Here is a 20,935-nt window from a genome sequence, read left to right on the forward strand (position 1 = left end):
GACTATTAAATGAGAATCATTATTATTAACTTCGTCTTAGGGAATGAGGAAATGTTCACAAGGATGTTAAGTACTCAAGTATCTACTTGGTTACCCAACAGAATTCTCGCGAACTTGTACTAAGTTCTTTTTGACACGACATTGCTCACATTGCTTCCAGTGTAATTTATAGCTTTTAGGTAAAGCTGTGGTATTCAATTTGAATGGCTTTACCGGTTTTTGCTAGGCGACATCTTCGGGTGTCGCTTTTTTTTATACCTACCATTTCAACAAGATGCATATTTAGTGGCACGTATTTTTATGAATAAAACGCCATCAGCATTCTTTTCCACAACGCAAGATCGAGAAAAGATCGTTGATCATCTGTTCGATCTGTAAAATTATTCTTTATTTTCAGTTGTTTATTGGTGTTTTTTGAGTTGTTCACCGTAGTTCTCAACAGGGTGGATAAATAATATAAACAGAGTTATCCACAGAACGCTTGCGTCTAAGAACAAAAAATAACAACAAATCGATTATAACGAACACAACCGAGTGAACGGATACAGATCGACAACGTGGAATCCAACCAACAGACGTGGCATTCTTAACAGATAATTTCTGTACTTACTGGATACACAAACATTATGGCTCGTATTCCTGATAATCCATTGATTCTGATCGATGGCTCTTCTTACCTATATCGCGCGTTTCATGCTTACCCTGGCACCATGAGCAATGGTGATATCCCGACTAACGCGGTTTACGGTGTAGTTAACATGCTGCGCAGCATGATGCGTCAATTTGCTTCTGATCGTATTGCGGTTATTTTTGATGCAAAAGGAAAGACGTTCCGTGATGACATGTACCCAGAGTACAAGGCTAATCGTCCACCTATGCCGGATGATCTACGTTGTCAGATCGAACCTTTGCACAACGTGATTCGCGCAATGGGTCTACCACTTATCTCGATCCCAGGCGTTGAAGCGGATGATGTGATTGGTACGCTAGCTTCTCAAGCATCTAAAGCGGGCATGCCGGTTTTGATCAGTACTGGCGATAAAGATATGGCGCAGCTGGTTGATGACAACGTTACTTTGATCAACACCATGACCAACGTGGTTATGGATCGCGAAGGCGTGATAGAGAAGTTTGGCATCCCACCTGAGCTGATTATCGACTACCTTGCACTGATGGGCGATAAAGTGGATAACATTCCTGGCGTTCCAGGTGTTGGTGACAAAACAGCAACTGCTCTACTACAAGGCATTGGTAGCATCGAAAAGCTGTATCAAAACCTGGATGATATTGCCGCTCTTGGCTTCCGTGGTTCAAAAACCATGGCTAAGAAGCTGATTGATAATAAAGACAACGCTGAGATGTCTTACGAGCTTGCAACGATCAAACTGGACGTCGAGTTAGAAGAGACACCTGAGTCGCTTGTAAAAGCACAACCAAATACGGATGAGCTGATTAAGCTATACGGTCAACTGGTCTTCAAATCTTGGTTGAACGAGCTACTTGAAGGCGGCAGCGGTGTGGTTGAGGCGGATGAGAAGTCGGGTGCAGTGCGCAGCAGCGAGGCATCAACTACATCTACTGTAGAAATGAACACCTCTGCAGTGACGATTGATCGCAGCAACTACGAAACCATCCTAGATGAAGCCTCTTTTAATGCGTGGCTAGAGAAACTGAAAGCGTCAGAGGTGTTTGCCTTTGATACTGAAACGGATAGCTTGGACTACATGGTGGCTAACCTTGTTGGTCTATCATTCGCAACCGAAGAAGGCGTTGCCGCTTACGTACCGGTTGCCCATGATTACCTAGATGCACCTCAACAACTCGACCGTGATTGGGTACTTGAACAGCTTAAGCCGATTCTTGAAGATGACGCACAGGCTAAAGTCGGTCAAAACCTGAAGTACGATATGAGCGTTTTAGCGCGCTACGGTATCGAGATGAAAGGCATCAAGCACGACACCATGCTAGCGTCTTATGTTTTTAATAGCGTTGGCGGCAAGCATGATATGGATAGCCTAGCGCTGCGTTTCCTTCAGCACAGCTGCATCTCATTTGAGCAAATCGCAGGTAAAGGTAAGAAGCAGCTTACTTTCAACCAGATTGAGCTGGGTGAGGCGTCTCCATACGCTGCAGAAGATGCGGACGTCACGCTACGTCTTCATAACCGTTTAATGGAAAACATCGAGCAAGACGAAAAGCTAAAAGCGATTTATGAAGAGATCGAAGTACCACTGATTCCAGTGATGTCTCGTATTGAACGCACAGGTGTATTCATCGACGACATGTTGCTAGGCGCTCAATCGCAAGAGATTGCGGTTCGTCTTGATGAGCTAGAGCAGAAAGCTTACGAGATTGCAGAGCAAGAGTTCAACATGAACTCACCAAAACAGCTGCAAGCGATCCTTTTTGAAAAAATGGGCTTGCCTGTTATCAAGAAAACGCCATCAGGCGCACCTTCAACCAATGAAGAAGTGCTGCAAGAACTTGCGCTGGATTACCCGCTACCTAAGCTGATCATTGAGTATCGTGGTCTTGCGAAGCTGAAATCAACTTACACCGATAAGCTGCCGAAGATGATCAACGCTGAAACTGGTCGTGTTCATACGTCTTACCACCAAGCGGTAACGGCGACGGGTCGTTTGTCTTCTACTGATCCAAACCTACAGAACATCCCAATTCGTAATGATGAAGGTCGTCGTATCCGCCAAGCATTCGTTGCACAGCATGGTTGGAAGATTCTAGCGGTCGATTACTCTCAAATTGAATTGCGTATCATGGCGCACTTATCGGGTGACAAAGCGCTTCTGGAAGCATTCCAACAAGGTAAAGATATCCACGCAGCAACTGCGGCTGAGATCATCGGCGTTAATATTGAGGATGTAACGACGGAACAACGTCGTCGTGCTAAGGCCGTTAACTTCGGTCTTATCTACGGTATGAGTGCCTTTGGTTTGGCTAAGCAGCTAGGTATTCCTCGTGGCGAAGCACAGCACTACATGGATACTTACTTCGAGCGCTACCCTGGTGTGATGCAGTACATGGAAGACACGCGCAGTGCTGCTTCAGAGCAGGGCTTCGTTGAAACCATTTACGGTCGTCGTTTGCACCTTCCTGAAATTCAATCTCGTAATGGCATGCGTCGTAAAGCTGCTGAGCGTGCGGCGATCAACGCGCCAATGCAAGGTACAGCGGCAGACATCATCAAGAAAGCGATGCTATTGGTTGATGAATGGATCCAAGCGGAAGGCGATGGTCGAGTTAAGTTATTGATGCAAGTACACGATGAATTGGTATTTGAAGTGGAAGAGTCATCTTTAGCCGAAATTGAAAGTAAAGTACAAGAATTGATGGAATCAGCTGCAGAGCTAGAAGTGCCGCTGGTTGCGGAAGCTGGCCACGGTGACAACTGGGATCAAGCCCACTAATCAGTTTTTGACCTTAATAAGCAAATTAGTATGAGCCAGTGCACAAACACTGGCTTTTTTTTGTCTCAAATAAAGTTAAGTCGTAATAAGAATTTAGGTGTTTTAATAAAACATTCATGAAAAAAAACTACAAAAGTTGTTTTCATTTCTGAGCAATTGTTGTACATTAAATCTCGTAGGGTACAGAGGTAAGATGTTCTATCTTTCAGACCTTTTGTTTCACGTTATTGGATTAGGCTGATTCAGCCGCCCCAGTCAGTATTTGACTGGGGCGTTTTTTCTTGTGCGAAAGAAAAATATTTCCAACCTATCATTCCCCCGTAAAACCTCTCATTTTTAGTGCCTTTTATTACACTTTCTCAAGCACAGTGATAAACCCCTGATTTGCCTTAGATCTGGAATTCGATCAGCTTTTGGTAATTTAAATCCGTCTCTAAGTCGATTGTTTTATCACTTGAAATAACTTTTATTTTACAAGTTATCGATAAAGGATTGATGGCTCACGCCTTATTTATCAGTGTATTGAGTCGGTGAATGCTCAATGTAATCCATGATTTTCTGTTGTTTCTCGGTGCTATATTTCAGAGCTTCGGCGGTGATCTGGATGGATTGCGCCATTGAAGAGATATTGTTGGTCGCTTTTACCAAGGTTTGCTGCATTGGTTTCAGGATAAGCAGATAGATAGCGGTCAAAGCTATAATAATGACAGCGATAACGGCCGCCAGCGCAATGATGATCTTGGTCTGAATGTCATCCAACAGCATTTGACTGGTTTGTTTAAAGGCGAGTCGAGATTGGTCTAAGGCTTGTGGCAGTTGATTGAGTGATGTCTTGGTGGAGCTCGCAAGCTTATTGATACTTTCAACGGTTTGATTGAGGGCTTGTTGCTGGTCGTCGCTTAGGTTGGGGTTGTTGACTATCGCCTGCAAAGATTGTGATATCACCTCAAGAGACTCACTCGCATCTTGGGCGTACTTTTCCATGCCATCGAGGTCTAAGGTCATATCGACATTGATCAGTGGGGCTTGTTCTTGTTCTGCTTCAGAGGCAAACCCTGTCAGTGAGACCAACATAAGTGCAATGATGGCCAATGGTGTTTTCCACATGAGTATTCCTTTCTCATTGTTCTGATTATTTAGATGTGTCTTTTAGTATGGTTCACTTCTATTGGTTTTAGTGGCTAAATCCGATTTTTAACACTAAAAACTTAGGCTTAACTCACTCATTTTTGGGCAAAAAAATACCCCACCTATATAAGGAGGGGCATTGATAAGGCTAAATCACGTGTTGTAAGTGCTCTAACCTATAGCGATAAGTAGAGGAACTACTCTGAGTCGTTGTGCTCTTCGTCTGCTAACTCATCAATGATTTGATCAGCAAGCGCAGGCGCAAACCACTCATCCATCTTGGCACGCAGTTGGTCAACGCCGATGCCCTTCATTGAAGAGAAGACATCAACCGCAACATCACCACCGAAAGATTTTGCATCGTTACGGATTTTCAGTAGCTGTGCTTTACGCGCACCACTTTTCAGTTTGTCTGCTTTTGTTAACAAAACCTGTACTGGGATGCGGCTATCGATAGCCCAGTAGATCATTTGTTGGTCAAGGTCTTTCATTGGGTGACGGATATCCATCAATACCACTAAACCTTTCAGGCTTTCACGTCGTTGTAGGTATTCACCTAGCGACTTCTGCCATTTTTTCTTCATCTCAAGTGGTACTTGAGCAAAGCCATATCCAGGTAAATCGACGATATGACAACCGTCCGTTACCTTAAATAGGTTGATTAGCTGAGTTCGACCGGGTGTTTTACTGGTTTTCGCCAAGCTTTTTTGGTTTGTAACGCGATTTAGCGCGCTAGATTTACCAGCATTGGAGCGTCCTGCAAACGCAATTTCGATCCCTTCGTCTTCTGGTAAATGACGAATATCAGGTGCACTGGTAATGAAATGCGTGTTTTGATAATGAATTTTTACGCTCACTGTTAACTCCATCTCGACTTTGTGTAGTCGATTGATTACTTTTTTGTGAATTTGTGTAAAATAACCGTGCTCGGCATAAGGTCGCCTATTGTACCATGAGTGGCAACATAGAGTGGTACTGGAAGCTTGATAATTATAATGGAATGTCATGAAGAAATTAGCGCTAATTTTGAGTCTTTTAGCCAGCTGCTCAGTATGGGCTCAAGGTAGTATTGAAGCTGGTAAAGCCAAATCACAAACATGTGTTGCCTGCCACGGTGCTGACGGCAACAGCCTGATCACTCAGTACCCTAAGCTGGCTGGTCAACATGAGAAGTATCTAGAGAAGCAGTTAAAAGAGCTTAAGCTAGGTATGACAAGTGGTGGTAAGCAAGGTCGTTACGAACCTGTAATGGGTGCAATGGCGATGCCTTTATCTGAAGAAGATATGGCTGACCTAGCGGCATACTACGCCTCTCTACCTATCTCTAGTAACTCTACTCCTGAAAATGTAGTAGATGAAGGTAAGGTTCTTTACACAGCGGGTAACGCAGAACGCGGCGTAACGGCGTGTATTGCTTGTCATGGCCCTCGTGGTAATGGTACCGAACTTTCTGGTTTCCCTAAGATTTCAGGTCAGCACGCAGATTACATCAAGGCTCAACTTGAAAAATTCCGCGATGGTGACCGTAATAACGACATGAATGCGATGATGCGTGATGTAGCTAAAAAGTTAACAGACGCTGATATTGATACCTTATCGAAGTACGTTGGTGGTTTACACTAATTTGTCGGTTTCTTGCTCTTAGCCAGAGTAAAGGAATGTACGTTCGAGCGAGATTGAAGAGACGCCCCGATCAGTAATGGTCGGGGCGTTTTCTTTTGTATTGGTTTTATTAATGCGTTTTGTGTTTATGTCTGATTTATCAATGTGTGATCGATTTGTGTACAAAAGTGTGAAGTCGCACTCTTGTAGTCTTTTTGTAACACGGTAAAGTAACCGCCATCAGCTAGGAGCTGACTTAGATATGGATGATCATCTAGTCTAACGGTATAGACAGAAATGGATCAGGCTAGGACAGCCCAGCAACAAGGTGTTAGAAAAGGATAGCCAAAACTCATCAGGACGATGAACAACAAACAAATTTGGCATGGAAAGCACCAATAACAAATGGAGATTTGTGTACCAAGTTGAGTATGCAAATTTTGGCCGATATAGGCAGATTTAGAGAGCGATAGGTTTTCCTATCGCTTTTTTTATTGATTTGATGAAAAAACACCCAATACCTCTCCACTATAAACTCAGTTTCTGGTATGTTTCGCATCCCTGTTTAAGGATGTGCTATGTATACTTGTCCCTTATGCCATCACCAAGGCGTGAATCACTATTTTGAAGACAAACGCAGAGCCTATCTGCAGTGTCAGCAATGTGAACTGGTATTTGTTAAACCTGAACAAAGGTTAGAAGCAAAAGAAGAAAAAGCACACTATGATCTCCATGAGAACGATCCTAGTGATGCAGGCTATCGCCGCTTTTTATCTCGCATCGCGGATCCACTAACAGACAAAATTTCATCTAACTCACACGGGTTGGATTTTGGTTGTGGCCCAGGCCCTACGCTATCTATTATGTTAGAAGAAGCCGGACACACCATGGAGTTGTACGATATCTATTACCACCCAGAACCCTCTGTGTTGGAAAAAACGTATGACTTTATGACTGCCACGGAGGTGATAGAGCATCTTTATCACCCAGACAAAGTGTGGCAGCAATGGTTGAATTTAGTTAAACCCAAGGGCTGGATTGGTCTTATGACTAAACTAGTAATAGACGTAGACGCGTTTGCTGGTTGGCACTACAAGAATGACCCGACACATGTCGTCTTCTTTAGTCGTCAAACATTCCAGTTTTTGGCAGAGCGGGATAAGCTCGAACTAGAATTTTTTGGAAATGATGTAATTTTACTGAGGAAAGTGCAGTAATGGGTCGTAGTAAGAAATCAAGAAAGCCGGGAGCACTTGGCGCTCCGGAGCCTATGGTTACTCGTAACCGTAGTGAATCTGATGTTGAAGGTCGTGAACGTAAGCGTGTTAAAAAGCGTAAAGGCCTTAAGTCTGGCAGCCGTCACTCAGATGGTAGCGAAGCAAAACAGCGTAAAGCTGCACAAGCTCGTGATCCACGTTTAGGCAGCAAGAAAAAAATTCCGCTGATCGTTGAACCAGCGAAGAAGCCGACTAAACAAGAGCGCAAGCTATCTAACGAACAAGAGTTAGAGATGCTTGAGAATGACGCTCAACTGAACACACTCCTAGATCGTATCGAAAATGGTGAAAACCTAGGTGCTGGTCTACAGAAGTTTGTTGATGAGAAACTTGATCGTATCGAACACCTAATGGGCCGCTTAGGTCTACTAGAGCCAGAAGACGATGAAGAAGAGATCTTCGAAGAAGCACCGGTTGCCTCTAAGAAGAAAGCGAGCTCTGACGAAGACTTGCTATCTCAATTCGAAGATTTCGATTTAGACAGCTTTAAAGGTTAATAGCCAGTGAACGTAACCTTATTAGCAATTGCTGGTGGAATTATCATTCTCGGCTTGGGCTCTTACGCAGGTTACCTTCTACTTCAAGTGAAGAAGCAGACGGAGTTGCAAAAGCAGCATCAAGCACTAGCCATTGAAAAACGCAACGCGACGATTTACGAAAACGTAAATACTTTGTGCTTAGCGGGCATTCAAGGGCAATGTGACTTACCTGAGATCAGTATCCGAGTGTGTATCATTATGGATAATGTTCAGGGTGATGAGCGTGTCGATTTTGATTCTGAGTATCCTGCTCTTTCTGAGCTGTACCATATCGTAAAAGATATGGCTCGCGGAGAGGCAAGACAGGAACTGACGAAGAAAGAGCGCATGCAGCAGAATCTCACGCGCCATAAGGCAGAGACTCGCTTGAATGATGCGGTCATTGAAGATCTGAAAAGGTTGCAAGAGAAGGTTAAACCTCTCAACAACCAAATCAACATTCAGATGATCTAGTCGCTAAGACTATTTAAAATAGAGGCTTGTTTAATACAGGGTGTTCTTGAGACACCTTATCTTTATAGATAGTGTTAAATGAGCCTTCTTACCTTTTGCGTCTCGTTAATCCCGACGCTTTGTTAGTGATCAAGCTAGCAGTTCTGAGTTTTTGTCTAAAAAATTGATTTTGTCTTGGAACGACCTTACAGGTCGTGTGGCAAAATAACCCGTCTATATTTTAATGTATGTAAAATGATTTGAGAGACCTTAGGTTCTCGCGGATCTAAATTGGAAATACCGCTATGTCGAGCAAGCCAGTAACAACGAATCAGCAAATCGTTTGGGATCAAGAGATCTTAAACAAGTACAACTATTCGGGACCTCGTTACACCTCATACCCAACTGCGTTGGAGTTTCATGAAGCGTTTACCGTCGCTGATTACGACATGGCGTGTACTCAGTACCCTGAGCGTCCACTCTCTCTTTACGTGCATATCCCGTTCTGCCACAAGCTTTGTTACTACTGTGGTTGTAATAAAGTCATTACTCGTCACTCGCATAAAGCGGATGAGTACCTTGATGTGATTGAACATGAAATCCGCCAACGCGCCTCTTTATTGAATGGCCGTGAAGTGACGCAATTGCACTTCGGTGGTGGTACGCCAACGTTCTTGACCAAAACACAAATCACTCGTTTGATGAGTATTTTGCGTGAAGAGTTTAACTTCACCGCTGACGCTGAAATCAGTATTGAAGTTGACCCGCGTGAGATTGAGCTAGACGTACTTGACCACCTGCGTAACGAAGGCTTCAACCGCCTGAGCATTGGCGTGCAAGACTTCAATAAAGAAGTGCAGAAACTGGTTAACCGTGAGCAAGATGAAGAGTTCATCATTGCGATGGTTAAACGAGCGAAAGAGCTAGGCTTCCGTTCAACTAATCTGGATTTGATCTACGGCCTACCAAAGCAGACTCAAGCTTTGTTCGCTGAAACATTGAAGCAAGTGTTAGAAATGAAGCCGGGCCGTTTATCGGTATTTAACTACGCACACATGCCTCAGCTGTTTGCGGCGCAGCGTAAGATTAAAGACGAAGATCTACCTGAAGCGAAAGAGAAAATGGCTATCTTGCAAGATACCATCGAGACGCTAACGGGAGCGGGTTACCAGTTCATTGGTATGGATCACTTCGCACTACCTGAAGATGAGCTAGCCGTAGCACAGCGTGAAGGTATTCTGCATCGTAACTTCCAAGGCTACACCACCCAAGGTGAAGCTGACTTAATTGGTTTCGGTGTTTCTGCGATTTCTATGGTTGGTGATGCTTACGCACAAAATCAGAAAGAGCTGAAGAAGTACTACGCTCAGGTGAATGACCTGCGTCATGCACTTTGGAAAGGTGTTGCTCTAGACAGTGACGACCTTCTACGTCGTGAAGTGATCAAGCAGCTGATTTGTAACTTCAAGCTTGATAAAACAATGATCGAATCTGAGTTCTCGGTTAACTTTAATCGCTACTTCAAAGAAGATTTAGAGCTTCTACAAACTTTTATCAACGATGAGTTGGTTGAAGTCGATGATAAAGAAATCCGCGTGACTTTGCGTGGCCGTTTGCTGATCCGTAACATCTGTATGTGTTTTGATAAATACCTACGTGCCAAGGCTCGCCAACAGCAATTCTCTCGCGTTATCTAATCGCTCGATAGAGAATAGAACAATAAAAAATGCCAGCATCATGCTGGCATTTTTGTATCTGACTCATTCGATTTCTGCCTGGTTTAGGTGAGACTCTCAGTGGTATTTTGTTTGACCTTGGCACTTTGCTTGGAGTTGATGAGGTCGGTAGGCCATTGGTCAAACGGAACTGGGCGACTGTATAAGAAGCCTTGAGCAAGCGGGCACTGCAGCTGCTTGAGAAGTTCAGCCTGTTGCTGTGTTTCAACGCCCTCTGCCACCAAGCTTACTTTGAAGCCCTTAGTGATGTTAACGATGGCCGCGACGATGGAGCTATCTAGGTTCTCTTTATCAAGTTTGCTGACAAAGCTGCGGTCGATCTTAAGGCAGTCGAATGGCAGTTTGTGTAAGTAAGCCAGTGACGAATAGCCGGTACCAAAGTCATCAATCGCAATTGATATCCCTAGTGCTTTTAGAGTCAGCATGTTATCGATGATGGTCGGGTCGTTGTCGACGATGCGTGATTCGGTGATCTCTAGTGTCAGGTTGCTTGCTGGCAGATTTGTGTCTCGCAACGTGCCTTTTACTTGTTCCACAAAGCCACTTTCACTCAGTTGATCGACCGACAGGTTGACGTGAATCGAGAAGTCCTTGCTCCACTTTCCTGATTCAATCGCGATGGCAGTATCTCGACACGACTTATGTAGAATTTGCTTGCCGATATCGTCAATGAGCCCGCTCTCTTCCGCGAGAGGAATGAACTCGAGTGGCGAGATCACCCCTTCATCCGTTATCCAGCGAGCTAAAGCTTCTGCTCCTATGGTCGAGCCAGATTCCAGATCAATAATAGGTTGATAAAACGGTTCGAACTGTTGAAGCTCAATCGCTCGGTTCATCCGCGCTAACATCTTGGTGCGATGTCTCGATGCTTTGCCCATTTCAAGGCTATAAATACAGACACTGGTTTTGTCTTGTTTCGCATTGCTCAATGCAATGCTGCTGCTGCGTAGCAGGAGTGTAATGTCGTGAAGATTCGAGACATTCACTATCCCCATCGATACCTTAATCACCACGCTTTCCGATTCCATTGAAAATGGGGAAGCGAAGGTTTGAAGTAAGCGGTTAGTCAGCAGCTGAACATCATCGCTTTGCGTTACGTTTGGCGCGTAGATGGCAAACTCATCACCACCAGTGCGAGCTAATAGGTACTCGGATGGCAATGTGCCTCTTAAACGAGCGGCCGCAATGATAAGCAATTGGTCACCATTGTAATGACCAAGGCTGTCATTGATGTCTCGGAAGCGATCAATACCCACTAAATAAAGTGTGCCTTTTTCGTTTGCAGGGTTTTTCTTGGCAGCGTCGATAAAGCCTTCGCGGCTGTATAGCTTGGTTAATGAGTCATAGGTAAGCTGAGACTGTAATGCTTGAAAGGAAGCCTTTAAGTTGTTGGCCATTTCATTGAATGACGCCACCAACATGCTGGTTTCATAGATATGCCCTGTCTTTGGCATGCTCGTGTCCCAATCGCCTTTAGCAAGACGCTTTGCCGCATCCGCTGTTGAAGTGATGGGTTGGGTTACGCGATTAAAGGCAATTAACCCAGCAATGACACCAATGCAACTCAGCGCTAGCCCGAGCAACCAACTGTTTCTTTGGTTTTCAGGTAATTCACCGAGTAGGTTGCTTTCAGGGATCGACATACCAATAAACCAAGTGATGCCGTGCTCATCTTCATAAGGGGTGATCTGGTTGAAGTATCGTTCGTTGTCTAGGCGAAAGCTAAAGCGCTGCACGCCCAAATTATCGATTAGGTGAAATTGGTCTACGTAGCTCGCACTTTCACGTATTACCGGGTTAGCACTCTCTGATGCCAGTAAGCGTTGGCCCTTATTAGTTTTCCCTGTTCCCCAAGAGACCACGCTACCTCCGCCCGAGTGAGCGACCAAGCGTTGCTGTTTATCAATGATATAAACAGAGGCATCCGTTTTATCTTTGAGTTCTTTGAGAAATGCATTGAAGGTATTGATCTTAATGTCGCTAACGACGACGGCTTTGAATTCGTTGTCATCATAGATAGGGGCGAGGGCAGATAAGGTGATCTCTTGGCGTTCATCTGCATTGGCATAAATTGGCGACCATGCAGCCTTTTTTTGCGTCGCAACGGGTGTGTACCAAGGGCGGACTCTCGGGTCGTAACCTGAAATCACAGATCGAATGTCTTCGCTGATCTTGCTGCCACGGTAAATGACCAGCTGATCGCTAGTACGCTCGTCTTGTACCATCAAGGTATAGCCGTTGTTAGCTTCTTTACGAAAACCGACATAGTTACCATCTTCAGAACCAAAGCCGATCACATCGAGTTGAGGTATAGCAGTGAAATGGTCTGAAAACGTATAAAGAATGTAGTCTTGGACCTTGCTAAGGTTTCCCGCTTGGTAAAGGTGGTGGTAGCCGATGTTATGGCTGAGCGAGAGGTTCGCGTGAAATGGCTTTTCTAAAAAGTTGGACAGGCTTTGATGAACATGGTCAGTAAGTGATGTTAGTTGGCGTGCACTAACATCACTCACCATCTCTTTGTAGCTTTGCTTTTGAGTGAAAACCATTACGCTCATAGTGAACAGAAAAATCATCACGAATGGCAGAACCACAGCAGTTCTCAAGGTAATTTGTGTTTTCAAAGACATCTTTAGCTACAACTTTAGTGAATGACATACCTTAATTGTACCGACACTATTCAAACCAAGCGACCCTTTTTTGGTTAAAAAAGTAGCCGCATCGAGAGTCATATCAGGTCAGTACAGTTCTTTTAGTTTACGAGTTAGGGTGTTTCTTCCCCAACCTAAAACCTTGGCTGCATCCTGTTTATGACCATTGGTATGGTTGAGTGCAGCCTCTAGCAGTATACGTTCAAACTCTGGCAGCGCATAAGTTAGTAGCTCTTTTTCTCCTGAATCAAGCGCACACTTTGCCCAATTAGCGAGCAGTTGTTGCCAGTTGTCTCCCGTCCCTGAGGTCGTCACCACTTTTTCTTCCAACAGTTCTGGAGGCAAGTCTGAAGGGAGTATTTCACTGCCGCTCGCCATGACTGTGAGCCAACGACAGATGTTCTCAAGCTGACGTACGTTACCCGGCCAATTTAGCTGGTTGAGCTTCATGATGGTCTCAGAGTGCAGTGTCTTCACTTCTACACCAAGCTCTTCAGCGGCGGATGCTAGGAAGTGGTGAGTCAGCTTTTCAATGTCCTGTTTACGTTCGCGCAGTGCCGGAATATGGATTCGGATAACGTTGAGTCGGTGGAAAAGGTCTTCACGGAAGTCGCCTTCATGCACCAAGCGCTCAAGATCTTGGTGGGTTGCTGCAACGATACGAACGTCTACCTTAACTGCAGAGTGACCGCCGACACGATAGAACTGACCATCAGAAAGTACACGCAACAAGCGAGTTTGGATATCGAGTGGCATGTCACCGATCTCATCCAGAAATAGGGTGCCGCCGTTGGCTTGTTCAAAGCGTCCTTGGCGAACACTGTTAGCGCCAGTAAAGGCGCCTTTCTCGTGGCCAAACAGCTCTGATTCGATCAAGTCTTTAGGGATTGCCGCCATGTTTAACGCAATGAATGGCTTTTTAGCTCTTGGGCTGTGACGATGCAGCGCGTGCGCGACTAATTCTTTACCAGTCCCCGATTCACCATTAATAAGAACCGAAATGGATGAACGAGACAAACGGCCAATAGCTCGGAAAACTTCCTGCATTGCCGGTGCTTCACCGATGATTTCTGGTGCGTTGGTTTCTTCGGCTACTTCGCTGGCTTGCTCGCGTTTCTGCTCTTGGCTGTGTGCGATGGCTCGCTCTACTAGAGTCAGTGTCTCATCAATATCGAACGGCTTTGGTAGATATTCAAAGGCGCCTTTTTGATAAGCATTCACCGCCGCATCGAGGTCTGAGTGCGCGGTCATAATGATCACTGGCAGGTCGGGAGAGCGCTGGTGAACTTGGTGTAACAGCTCAATCCCGTCAATTCCAGGCATGCGAATGTCGGACACCAAAACGTCCGGTGTCTCGCGCTCAAGCGCAAGCAACACGCTCTCAGCATCAGCAAATGTTTCACACTTAATATCCGCAGATGAAAGTGTTTTCTCTACTACCCAGCGGATAGAGCTGTCGTCATCGACGACCCAAACGTATCCCTTACTCATAATTCAATTCCTTTACAGCCAAATCTATTGTGATAATCATTGTTGTTTTTATGATCTCTTAATCTTTGTGTTACCGAGCTAAGCCTTTCATCTCGCTGTCCAATAGCGAGGTTCTTATGACCTAAATCGGTAGATAAATCGTGAATGTGGTGTTGCCTGGCCAGCTTTCAACATCAATTTTCCCATTGTGTTGATCGATCAGGTTTTGAGAAATCGATAGCCCCAGCCCTGTTCCACCTTCTCGTCCGCTGACCATTGGGTAAAACAGCGTGTCTTTTAAATCATCGGGGATGCCCGGACCGTTATCGCTGATCTCAATACGAGCCGCGAGTTTGTGTCGCTGCCCGTGAATATTTGCTTGATGCACCGTTCTGGTGCGAATGGTGATTTTGCCAGAATCTTGAGTCTTTAGAATCTGCGCTGCATTGCTCACGATATTGAGCATCGCTTGTTCAACCTGTGCCGAATCCATCAAGATGTCCGGTAGGCTCGGGTCGTAATCCCTTTCGATGGCGAGCGTTGAACCCGATTCGAGCTCTACGAGCTGCCTGACTTTCTCAAGTATCTGGTGAAGGTTCTCTTCTGATTTAGTCCCCGGCTTCTGTGGGCCAAGCAGACGGTCGACTAATGCTCTTAAGCGGTCGGCTTGCTCAATAATGATCTGCGTATATTCATTAAGAGACTGATCAGGAAGCATTTTCCCAAGTAACTGCGCCGCACCTCTTAAGCCACCGAGTGGATTTTTGATCTCATGTGCTAACCCGCGTACCAGCAACTTAGCCGCTTGTTGTTGTGCATGTTGGTTGAGCTCTTGGCTAAGGCGTCTTTGCTGGTCTATCTTGCGCATCTCAACCAATAACAGCGTCTCTCGCTGCCAAGATATTGGGCTAACCGTGACTTCAAGCATCAGTGGGCGGTTATCAACAACGAAGGTAACGTCACTGTCGGTAATGCTCTGGCCACTTTGTAGCGGTTGCGTCAGAAGCGCCAAATCAAGTGAAGCGTGTTGGATAAGTTGGCTCAGTGGATGATCAACGATGCGTCGTGCGCTCTGTGAAAAGAGCTGCTCAGCCGCCGGATTTGCGTATCGGACATACAATTGCTCATCGAGCATTAATGTCGAAGTCACCATATTGTCGAGAATGGCGCTGGAAAGATGGTGTGTATCTATGCTGTCGCTTTTGGCTGATCGATTCACTATTTCGTCCTTGAACTGGTGTTTTTCTCACTGCACCAAATTGGTGCGTAGCTAAGTTCAAGTATGGCGCATATCAACCAGAAGCTAAAGATAATTCATTAGAGTCGCTGAAAGCTGCTTCGATTAGGTGAAAAGTAGAGGTTATTTGGCCTCTTTTAACACATTGGCCTACTTGAGCGTCGCTCGATGTAAATACACGGTGACTGGACTAGTAGATGCAATAAGCTTGCCGCTTCTATGTGCTTGAATTGCAATGGTGTGAGTACCTCGATCGATACCTTTTAATTCCCAAATAGGCTGGGTCTGTGGGGCGCCATATCGACGGCCATCAAGCATCAATTGTAATTGCTCACCTATACCAAGCTTTCGGTTGAGTTCTATCTGAATCGGGATTAAGCCGCGATTACTACGAATGGTTTGATCATGAACTGGAGTCAACATGGTGAGGGCTAATTGAGTAGGAACCTCGCGCTTTGTGGTTTCGGTTTCTGCCTGAGTTTTAGCTGGCGTTTTAGTTGTAGAGGAAGCTGCGGCGTCAACCGGAGTCGAGGCCTCAAATTTAGGGGCGGGTGCTGAAGCTTGCACATCTGGCAGGCGAAGAGCCTCGGCATCTTGAGCGCTAGGGTTATCACTAAAGTGGAGCACGCCATCTTCATCTACCCAGGTATACACAGTTTGAGCAGAGCACGAGAGCGCGACTGTTAACCCGATTAGGAACAGTATGTTTTTCATATCTTTAGCCTCTTTTCACCGCTAGGTGATTTCACGTTTGGCGTTGGTTTTATTGTATTTAGCGCGACAGCCTCTGAGGGCTTTTGTCTAAGGTATGGTACGAGGAAGCGGGGGGAGGGAGAATATAAAAAAGGCCCGCCTGCGAGGCGAGCCTAATATTTAGTCAGCGATTCTTACAAGGTTGCAGTAAGAAATGGCTTATCTCTACAGGAGATTAAACTGAGTAGTACAGTTCAAACTCAAGTGGGTGTGTAGCCATGTTCACGCGTTGTACGTCGTCAGATTTCAGAGTGATGTAAGAATCGATGAAATCGTCAGAGAATACGCCGCCAGCTGTTAGGAACTCACGGTCTTCGCTAAGCGCTGCTAGAGCTTCTTGTAGAGATTCTGCAACTGTTGGGATTTCAGCTGCTTCTTCTGCAGGAAGGTCGTATAGATCTTTATCCATAGCTTCGCCTGGGTGAATCTTGTTCTTGATGCCGTCAAGGCCAGCCATAAGCATTGCTGAGTAGCATAGGTATGGGTTAGCTGCTGGGTCACCAAAACGTAGCTCGATACGACGTGCTTTAGGGCTTGGTACTACTGGGATACGGATAGAAGCAGAACGGTTACGTGCTGAGTAAGCAAGCATTACAGGTGCTTCGAAACCAGGTACAAGACGCTTGTACGAGTTAGTTGATGGGTTAGCAAACGCGTTGATTGCACGAGCGTGCTTGATTACACCACCGATGTAGTAAAGAGCCATTTCAGATAGGCCGCCGTACTTATCACCAGCAAACAGGTTAACGCCGTCTTTTGCTAGAGATTGGTGAACGTGCATACCAGAACCGTTGTCACCAACTAGTGGCTTAGGCATGAATGTCGCTGTTTTACCAAATGCGTGAGCAACGTTGTGTACAACGTACTTGTAGATTTGAGTTTCATCAGCTTTCGCTGTTAGCGTGTTGAAGCGAGTAGCGATTTCGTTTTGACCCGCAGTTGCTACTTCATGGTGGTGAGCTTCAACAACTAGGCCCATCTCTTCCATTACTAGACACATTGCTGAACGGATGTCTTGAGATGAATCTACTGGAGCTACTGGGAAGTAACCGCCTTTAACGCCAGGACGGTGACCTTTGTTACCGCCTTCGAAGTCAGAACCTGTGTTCCAAGCTGCTTCTACGTCATCGATCTTGAAGAAAGAACCAGACATGTCGTTTGAGAACTTAACGTCGTCAAATAGGAAGAATTCTGGCTCTGGACCAACTAGAACTGTGTCTGCGATACCTGTAGAACGTAGGTACTCTTCAGAACGTTTAGCGATAGAGCGTGGGTCACGGTCGTAGCCTTGCATTGTTGCAGGCTCAAGGATGTCACAACGGATGTTTAGTGTTGCGTCTTCTGTGAATGGGTCCAGTACAGCAGATGCTGCGTCTGGCATCATTACCATGTCAGATTCGTTAATGCCTTTCCAACCAGCTACTGAAGAGCCGTCAAACATTTTGCCTTCTTCGAAGAAGTCTGCATCAACTTGGTGAGAAGGAATAGAGATATGCTGCTCTTTACCTTTTGTATCAGTAAAACGTAAGTCGATAAATTTAACTTCGTTCTCTTGGATCAGGGATAGTACATTTTCTACTGACATCTTGGATAACCTCCAGTGTTATTAATTCGGTATTAGCTCGATTCGGTTGAAACTAGCATTGATTAATGTCTATAAGTGCATTAATCGATGCTGATTTATCTATAGCCAAAAACGTGCCAAAAAAATTATTCCATTAATTTCAATGATTTACTTGTTTTTCGGTTTTGCTTAATTTGGTTTTTGCACCAAAATGATCTCCGGGCGCACCTTGTTGGTGCAATTGTTTGTCTGTGCACCAATATGAGACATAAGCGAGCACCATTCAGCAATGAATTGCCTAAGTTGTCAATCCACTTTTGTTATTTTGCGGGAGATTTGGCTCGCCACTCGTAGGTGATACTTTTTTAGAGTCCTACGAATTTGGCTGCTCAACACTGTACTGAATCAAAGTTAAGCGGATATGAATCGCTAATAAAGAAAAAAGCCCCGGTTCAGATCACATATTTCTGGGTTTTTGTCTAGAATCTGGTATATTATTGACCGTTTTTTAAATCAAGCTAGCGGTTATTATCCAAACTTTTGAGATAAGTGACGGCTACTTTTATGAGTGAATCGAGAATCCATGTCTACTCCACAGATTGATAAGTTAAGAAATATCGCGATCATCGCGCACGTTGACCACGGTAAAACGACTTTGGTTGATAAACTGCTACAACAGTCAGGCACTCTTGAGTCTCGTGGTGAAGCTGAAGAGCGTGTCATGGATTCGAATGACATCGAAAAAGAGCGTGGCATTACCATTCTTGCTAAGAACACAGCAATCAACTGGAATGATTACCGCATCAACATCGTAGATACTCCGGGACACGCGGACTTCGGTGGTGAAGTTGAGCGTATCATGTCTATGGTTGACTCTGTTCTGCTTATCGTTGACGCAGTTGATGGCCCAATGCCTCAAACTCGTTTCGTAACGCAAAAAGCATTCGCACACGGTCTTAAGCCAATCGTTGTAATCAACAAGATTGACCGCCCAGGCGCTCGTCCTGATTGGGTTATGGATCAAGTATTCGACCTTTTCGACAACCTAGGTGCTACTGATGAGCAACTAGACTTCACAGTTGTTTACGCTTCAGCTCTAAACGGTTGGGCAACAATGACTGAAGGCGAAACTGGCGAGAACATGGAACCATTGTTCCAAGCTGTTGTTGATACAGTAGATGCTCCTTCTGTTGACCTTGACGGTCCACTACAAATGCAAATTTCGCAACTTGATTACAGCTCTTACGTAGGTGTTATCGGTGTTGCTCGTGTTACTCGTGGTTCAGTTAAACCAAACCAACAAGTAACTATCGTCAATGCAGAAGGCAAAAAACGTAACGGTAAAGTAGGTACAGTTCTTGGTTACCTAGGTCTTGACCGTCACGAAGTTGAGCAAGCTAACGCTGGCGACATCATTGCAATCACTGGTCTTGGTGAGCTGAAGATTTCAGACACTATCTGTGACGTAAACAATGTTGAAGCAATGACTCCGCTTTCTGTTGATGAACCAACAGTAACAATGACGTTCCAAGTAAACACTTCTCCGTTCGCGGGTAAAGAAGGTAAGTTCGTTACTTCACGTAACATCCTTGAGCGTCTAGAGAAAGAACTAGTACACAACGTTGCACTACGTGTTGAAGAAACTGATAACCCAGATCGTTTCCGTGTTTCAGGTCGTGGTGAACTTCACCTATCTATCCTGATCGAAAACATGCGTCGTGAAGGTTTCGAGCTAGCTGTATCTCGTCCAGAAGTTATCATCAAGAAAGACGAAGATGGCAACCTAACTGAACCGTTTGAAACTGTGACTATCGACGTGCTTGAAGAGCACCAAGGTGGCATCATGGAAAACATCGGTCTACGTAAAGGTGAGCTAACTGATATGTCTCCAGATGGCAAAGGCCGTGTTCGCATGGACTTCATGATGCCTTCTCGTGGTCTTATCGGTTTCCAAACTGAGTTCCTAACTCTAACGTCTGGTTCTGGTCTTCTTTACCACTCATTTGATCACTACGGTCCTCACAAAGGCGGCGTAATCGGTCAACGTAACAACGGTGTTCTAATCTCGAACGCAACTGGTAAAGCTCTGACTTACGCACTATTCAACCTACAAGAACGTGGTCGTCTATTTGCTGAGCACGCGGATGAAGTATACGAAGGTCAAATCATCGGTATTCACAACCGTTCAAACGACCTAACAGTAAACTGTCTGAAAGGTAAGCAGCTAACGAACGTTCGTGCATCTGGTACTGATGAAGCACAGGTTCTTTCGCCACCTATCCGTCACACTCTAGAGCAAGCTCTTGAGTTCATCGACGAAGACGAACTAGTAGAAGTAACGCCAGTAAGCATTCGTATCCGTAAGAAGCTTCTTACTGAAAACGAACGTAAGCGTGCAGCACGTCCAGCTAAGGCTTAATTGCCAGCTGACTAGCTTCTTGCTAAGTAGATAAGAAAGCCCCGAGTAGCCTAGCTGCTCGGGGCTTTTGTTTTTTAGTTTGTTTAGATACGGTTAAACGAGATTTCGTCATCCTCAAGAGGGAGGAACGACCGAGTTGGGGATCTAGCTTTTGATACCTAAGTAACGCTCAACGAATTGAAGCCGTTCTTCGACTGGCATAAACGGCACTTCAACCACCTCATAACCAAGTTCTTGGTAGACTCTTTCTAACGCGTGGTGAATCTCTAACGCCTCCTCAAACGGATAAGGTCTCACATCATCTTGGACATAAATTGAAGCCTCAGGGCGACAGAACAACACTTGGGGGTGATAACCTTGGCTCGCTTCTCGGTAGGTTGTGTTTATCTCTAGTTTCGCCTGAGCCAAGTAGCCACAGATATCTGGAATGGCGCGATCGAGAAAGGCAACAGGATGCTGACTGGCTTGGTCTTTGTGTTCGCTCATGACGGTTAAACATAGGCGAGCAAAGCCTGGAAGGTCTAACCAAGGTAAGATACCGTTCTCAAGTTGACTCTGCTGTTCGATTAACTGGCGAGAGGACTCAGCGAATATCGGGTAACCCATGTCACCCAAGGCATTAATTAGTGTGGTTTTACCAGCCCCTGGGCCGCCAGTAACAATGATTGGGTTCATACGGGTTTATCTTAATTCGCTTCTAATGGC

Annotated in this window: 15 protein-coding genes; 7 read left to right on the forward strand and 8 right to left on the reverse strand. The window is 45.2% G+C overall.

What is annotated here, in order from left to right; all coding sequences use genetic code 11:
- Window positions 1–626: 626 nt before the first annotated feature.
- A complete protein-coding gene (polA, locus tag AB6E54_RS11820) occupies window positions 627–3,425 on the forward strand; it encodes a DNA polymerase I (protein WP_102428482.1) in 2,799 nt (932 codons plus the stop codon).
- Between the two features lie 507 nt (window positions 3,426–3,932).
- On the opposite strand, the gene AB6E54_RS11825 is transcribed toward polA, so the two are convergent.
- On the reverse strand, window positions 3,933–4,532 hold the full coding sequence (locus tag AB6E54_RS11825) for a GTP-binding protein (RefSeq protein WP_017060161.1): 600 nt from the start codon (window positions 4,530–4,532) through the stop codon (window positions 3,933–3,935).
- A 218-nt stretch (window positions 4,533–4,750) separates the two neighbouring features.
- On the reverse strand, window positions 4,751–5,410 hold the full coding sequence (yihA, locus tag AB6E54_RS11830; RefSeq protein WP_017060162.1) for a ribosome biogenesis GTP-binding protein YihA/YsxC: 660 nt from the start codon (window positions 5,408–5,410) through the stop codon (window positions 4,751–4,753).
- A gap of 148 nt (window positions 5,411–5,558) precedes the next feature.
- Between yihA and AB6E54_RS11835 the strand changes: the two genes are divergently transcribed.
- The 5 genes from AB6E54_RS11835 to hemN all read left to right on the forward strand — a co-directional run bounded on the left by AB6E54_RS11835 (window position 5,559) and on the right by hemN (window position 10,100).
- The gene (locus AB6E54_RS11835; RefSeq protein ID WP_012602993.1) at window positions 5,559–6,176 is read left to right on the forward strand and encodes a cytochrome c; all 618 of its coding nucleotides are present in this window, start codon (window positions 5,559–5,561) and stop codon (window positions 6,174–6,176) included.
- Window positions 6,177–6,733: 557 nt separating this feature from the next.
- On the forward strand, window positions 6,734–7,372 hold the full coding sequence (locus AB6E54_RS11840) for a class I SAM-dependent methyltransferase (RefSeq protein WP_010433503.1): 639 nt from the start codon (window positions 6,734–6,736) through the stop codon (window positions 7,370–7,372).
- Window positions 7,372–7,929, forward strand: a complete 558-nt coding sequence (yihI, locus tag AB6E54_RS11845) for a Der GTPase-activating protein YihI (RefSeq protein WP_017060163.1) — start codon at window positions 7,372–7,374, stop codon at window positions 7,927–7,929. Before AB6E54_RS11840 ends, yihI begins: the two co-directional genes overlap by 1 nt.
- A 6-nt stretch (window positions 7,930–7,935) precedes the next feature.
- Complete coding sequence (locus tag AB6E54_RS11850; RefSeq protein WP_017060164.1) at window positions 7,936–8,424, forward strand: DUF2489 domain-containing protein; 489 nt, start codon at window positions 7,936–7,938, stop codon at window positions 8,422–8,424.
- 284 nt (window positions 8,425–8,708) lie between these two features.
- Window positions 8,709–10,100, forward strand: a complete 1,392-nt coding sequence (hemN, locus tag AB6E54_RS11855; protein ID WP_017065810.1) for an oxygen-independent coproporphyrinogen III oxidase — start codon at window positions 8,709–8,711, stop codon at window positions 10,098–10,100.
- An 83-nt stretch (window positions 10,101–10,183) separates the two neighbouring features.
- On the opposite strand, the gene AB6E54_RS11860 is transcribed toward hemN, so the two are convergent.
- The 5 genes from AB6E54_RS11860 to glnA form a co-directional block, all read right to left on the reverse strand.
- Entirely contained in the window at window positions 10,184–12,766 is a 2,583-nt protein-coding gene (locus AB6E54_RS11860; protein WP_372105863.1) for an EAL domain-containing protein, read from the reverse strand.
- Between the two features lie 108 nt (window positions 12,767–12,874).
- The gene (gene glnG / locus AB6E54_RS11865; RefSeq protein WP_372105865.1) at window positions 12,875–14,278 is read right to left on the reverse strand and encodes a nitrogen regulation protein NR(I); all 1,404 of its coding nucleotides are present in this window, start codon (window positions 14,276–14,278) and stop codon (window positions 12,875–12,877) included.
- 121 nt (window positions 14,279–14,399) lie between these two features.
- Entirely contained in the window at window positions 14,400–15,476 is a 1,077-nt protein-coding gene (gene glnL, locus AB6E54_RS11870) for a nitrogen regulation protein NR(II) (RefSeq protein WP_019826501.1), read from the reverse strand.
- 168 nt (window positions 15,477–15,644) lie between these two features.
- Window positions 15,645–16,208 carry a DUF4124 domain-containing protein gene (locus tag AB6E54_RS11875; RefSeq protein WP_372105867.1) on the reverse strand — a complete coding sequence of 188 codons (564 nt, stop codon included), beginning with the start codon at window positions 16,206–16,208 and terminating at the stop codon, window positions 15,645–15,647.
- A 214-nt stretch (window positions 16,209–16,422) separates the two neighbouring features.
- Window positions 16,423–17,832, reverse strand: coding sequence for a glutamate--ammonia ligase (gene glnA / locus AB6E54_RS11880; RefSeq protein ID WP_017059221.1), 1,410 nt, complete (start codon window positions 17,830–17,832; stop codon window positions 16,423–16,425).
- Window positions 17,833–18,394: 562 nt separating this feature from the next.
- Here glnA and typA point away from each other — a divergent pair.
- Complete coding sequence (typA, locus tag AB6E54_RS11885) at window positions 18,395–20,230, forward strand: translational GTPase TypA (protein ID WP_102394310.1); 1,836 nt, start codon at window positions 18,395–18,397, stop codon at window positions 20,228–20,230.
- A gap of 144 nt (window positions 20,231–20,374) precedes the next feature.
- Here typA and AB6E54_RS11890 read toward each other — a convergent pair whose 3' ends face one another.
- Window positions 20,375–20,905, reverse strand: coding sequence for an AAA family ATPase (locus AB6E54_RS11890; RefSeq protein WP_065585028.1), 531 nt, complete (start codon window positions 20,903–20,905; stop codon window positions 20,375–20,377).
- Between the last annotated feature and the right edge of the window lie 30 nt (window positions 20,906–20,935).

Source organism: Vibrio sp. 10N.247.311.49 (assembly GCF_041467655.1).
Lineage (GTDB): Bacteria > Pseudomonadota > Gammaproteobacteria > Enterobacterales > Vibrionaceae > Vibrio > Vibrio crassostreae_C.

Bases quoted from the DNA above. Each gene is read 5' to 3' on its own strand.
- yihI (WP_017060163.1), top strand. From the start codon at position 7,372: ATGGGTCGTAGTAAGAAATCAAGAAAGCCGGGAGCACTTGGCGCTCCG.
- polA (WP_102428482.1), top strand. From the start codon at position 627: ATGGCTCGTATTCCTGATAATCCATTGATTCTGATCGATGGCTCTTCT.
- hemN (WP_017065810.1), top strand. From the start codon at position 8,709: ATGTCGAGCAAGCCAGTAACAACGAATCAGCAAATCGTTTGGGATCAA.
- glnA (WP_017059221.1), bottom strand. From the start codon at position 17,832: ATGTCAGTAGAAAATGTACTATCCCTGATCCAAGAGAACGAAGTTAAA.
- AB6E54_RS11875 (WP_372105867.1), bottom strand. From the start codon at position 16,208: ATGAAAAACATACTGTTCCTAATCGGGTTAACAGTCGCGCTCTCGTGC.
- AB6E54_RS11825 (WP_017060161.1), bottom strand. From the start codon at position 4,532: ATGTGGAAAACACCATTGGCCATCATTGCACTTATGTTGGTCTCACTG.
- AB6E54_RS11860 (WP_372105863.1), bottom strand. From the start codon at position 12,766: ATGTCTTTGAAAACACAAATTACCTTGAGAACTGCTGTGGTTCTGCCA.
- AB6E54_RS11890 (WP_065585028.1), bottom strand. From the start codon at position 20,905: ATGAACCCAATCATTGTTACTGGCGGCCCAGGGGCTGGTAAAACCACA.
- typA (WP_102394310.1), top strand. From the start codon at position 18,395: ATGTCTACTCCACAGATTGATAAGTTAAGAAATATCGCGATCATCGCG.
- glnG (WP_372105865.1), bottom strand. From the start codon at position 14,278: ATGAGTAAGGGATACGTTTGGGTCGTCGATGACGACAGCTCTATCCGC.
- AB6E54_RS11840 (WP_010433503.1), top strand. From the start codon at position 6,734: ATGTATACTTGTCCCTTATGCCATCACCAAGGCGTGAATCACTATTTT.
- AB6E54_RS11835 (WP_012602993.1), top strand. From the start codon at position 5,559: ATGAAGAAATTAGCGCTAATTTTGAGTCTTTTAGCCAGCTGCTCAGTA.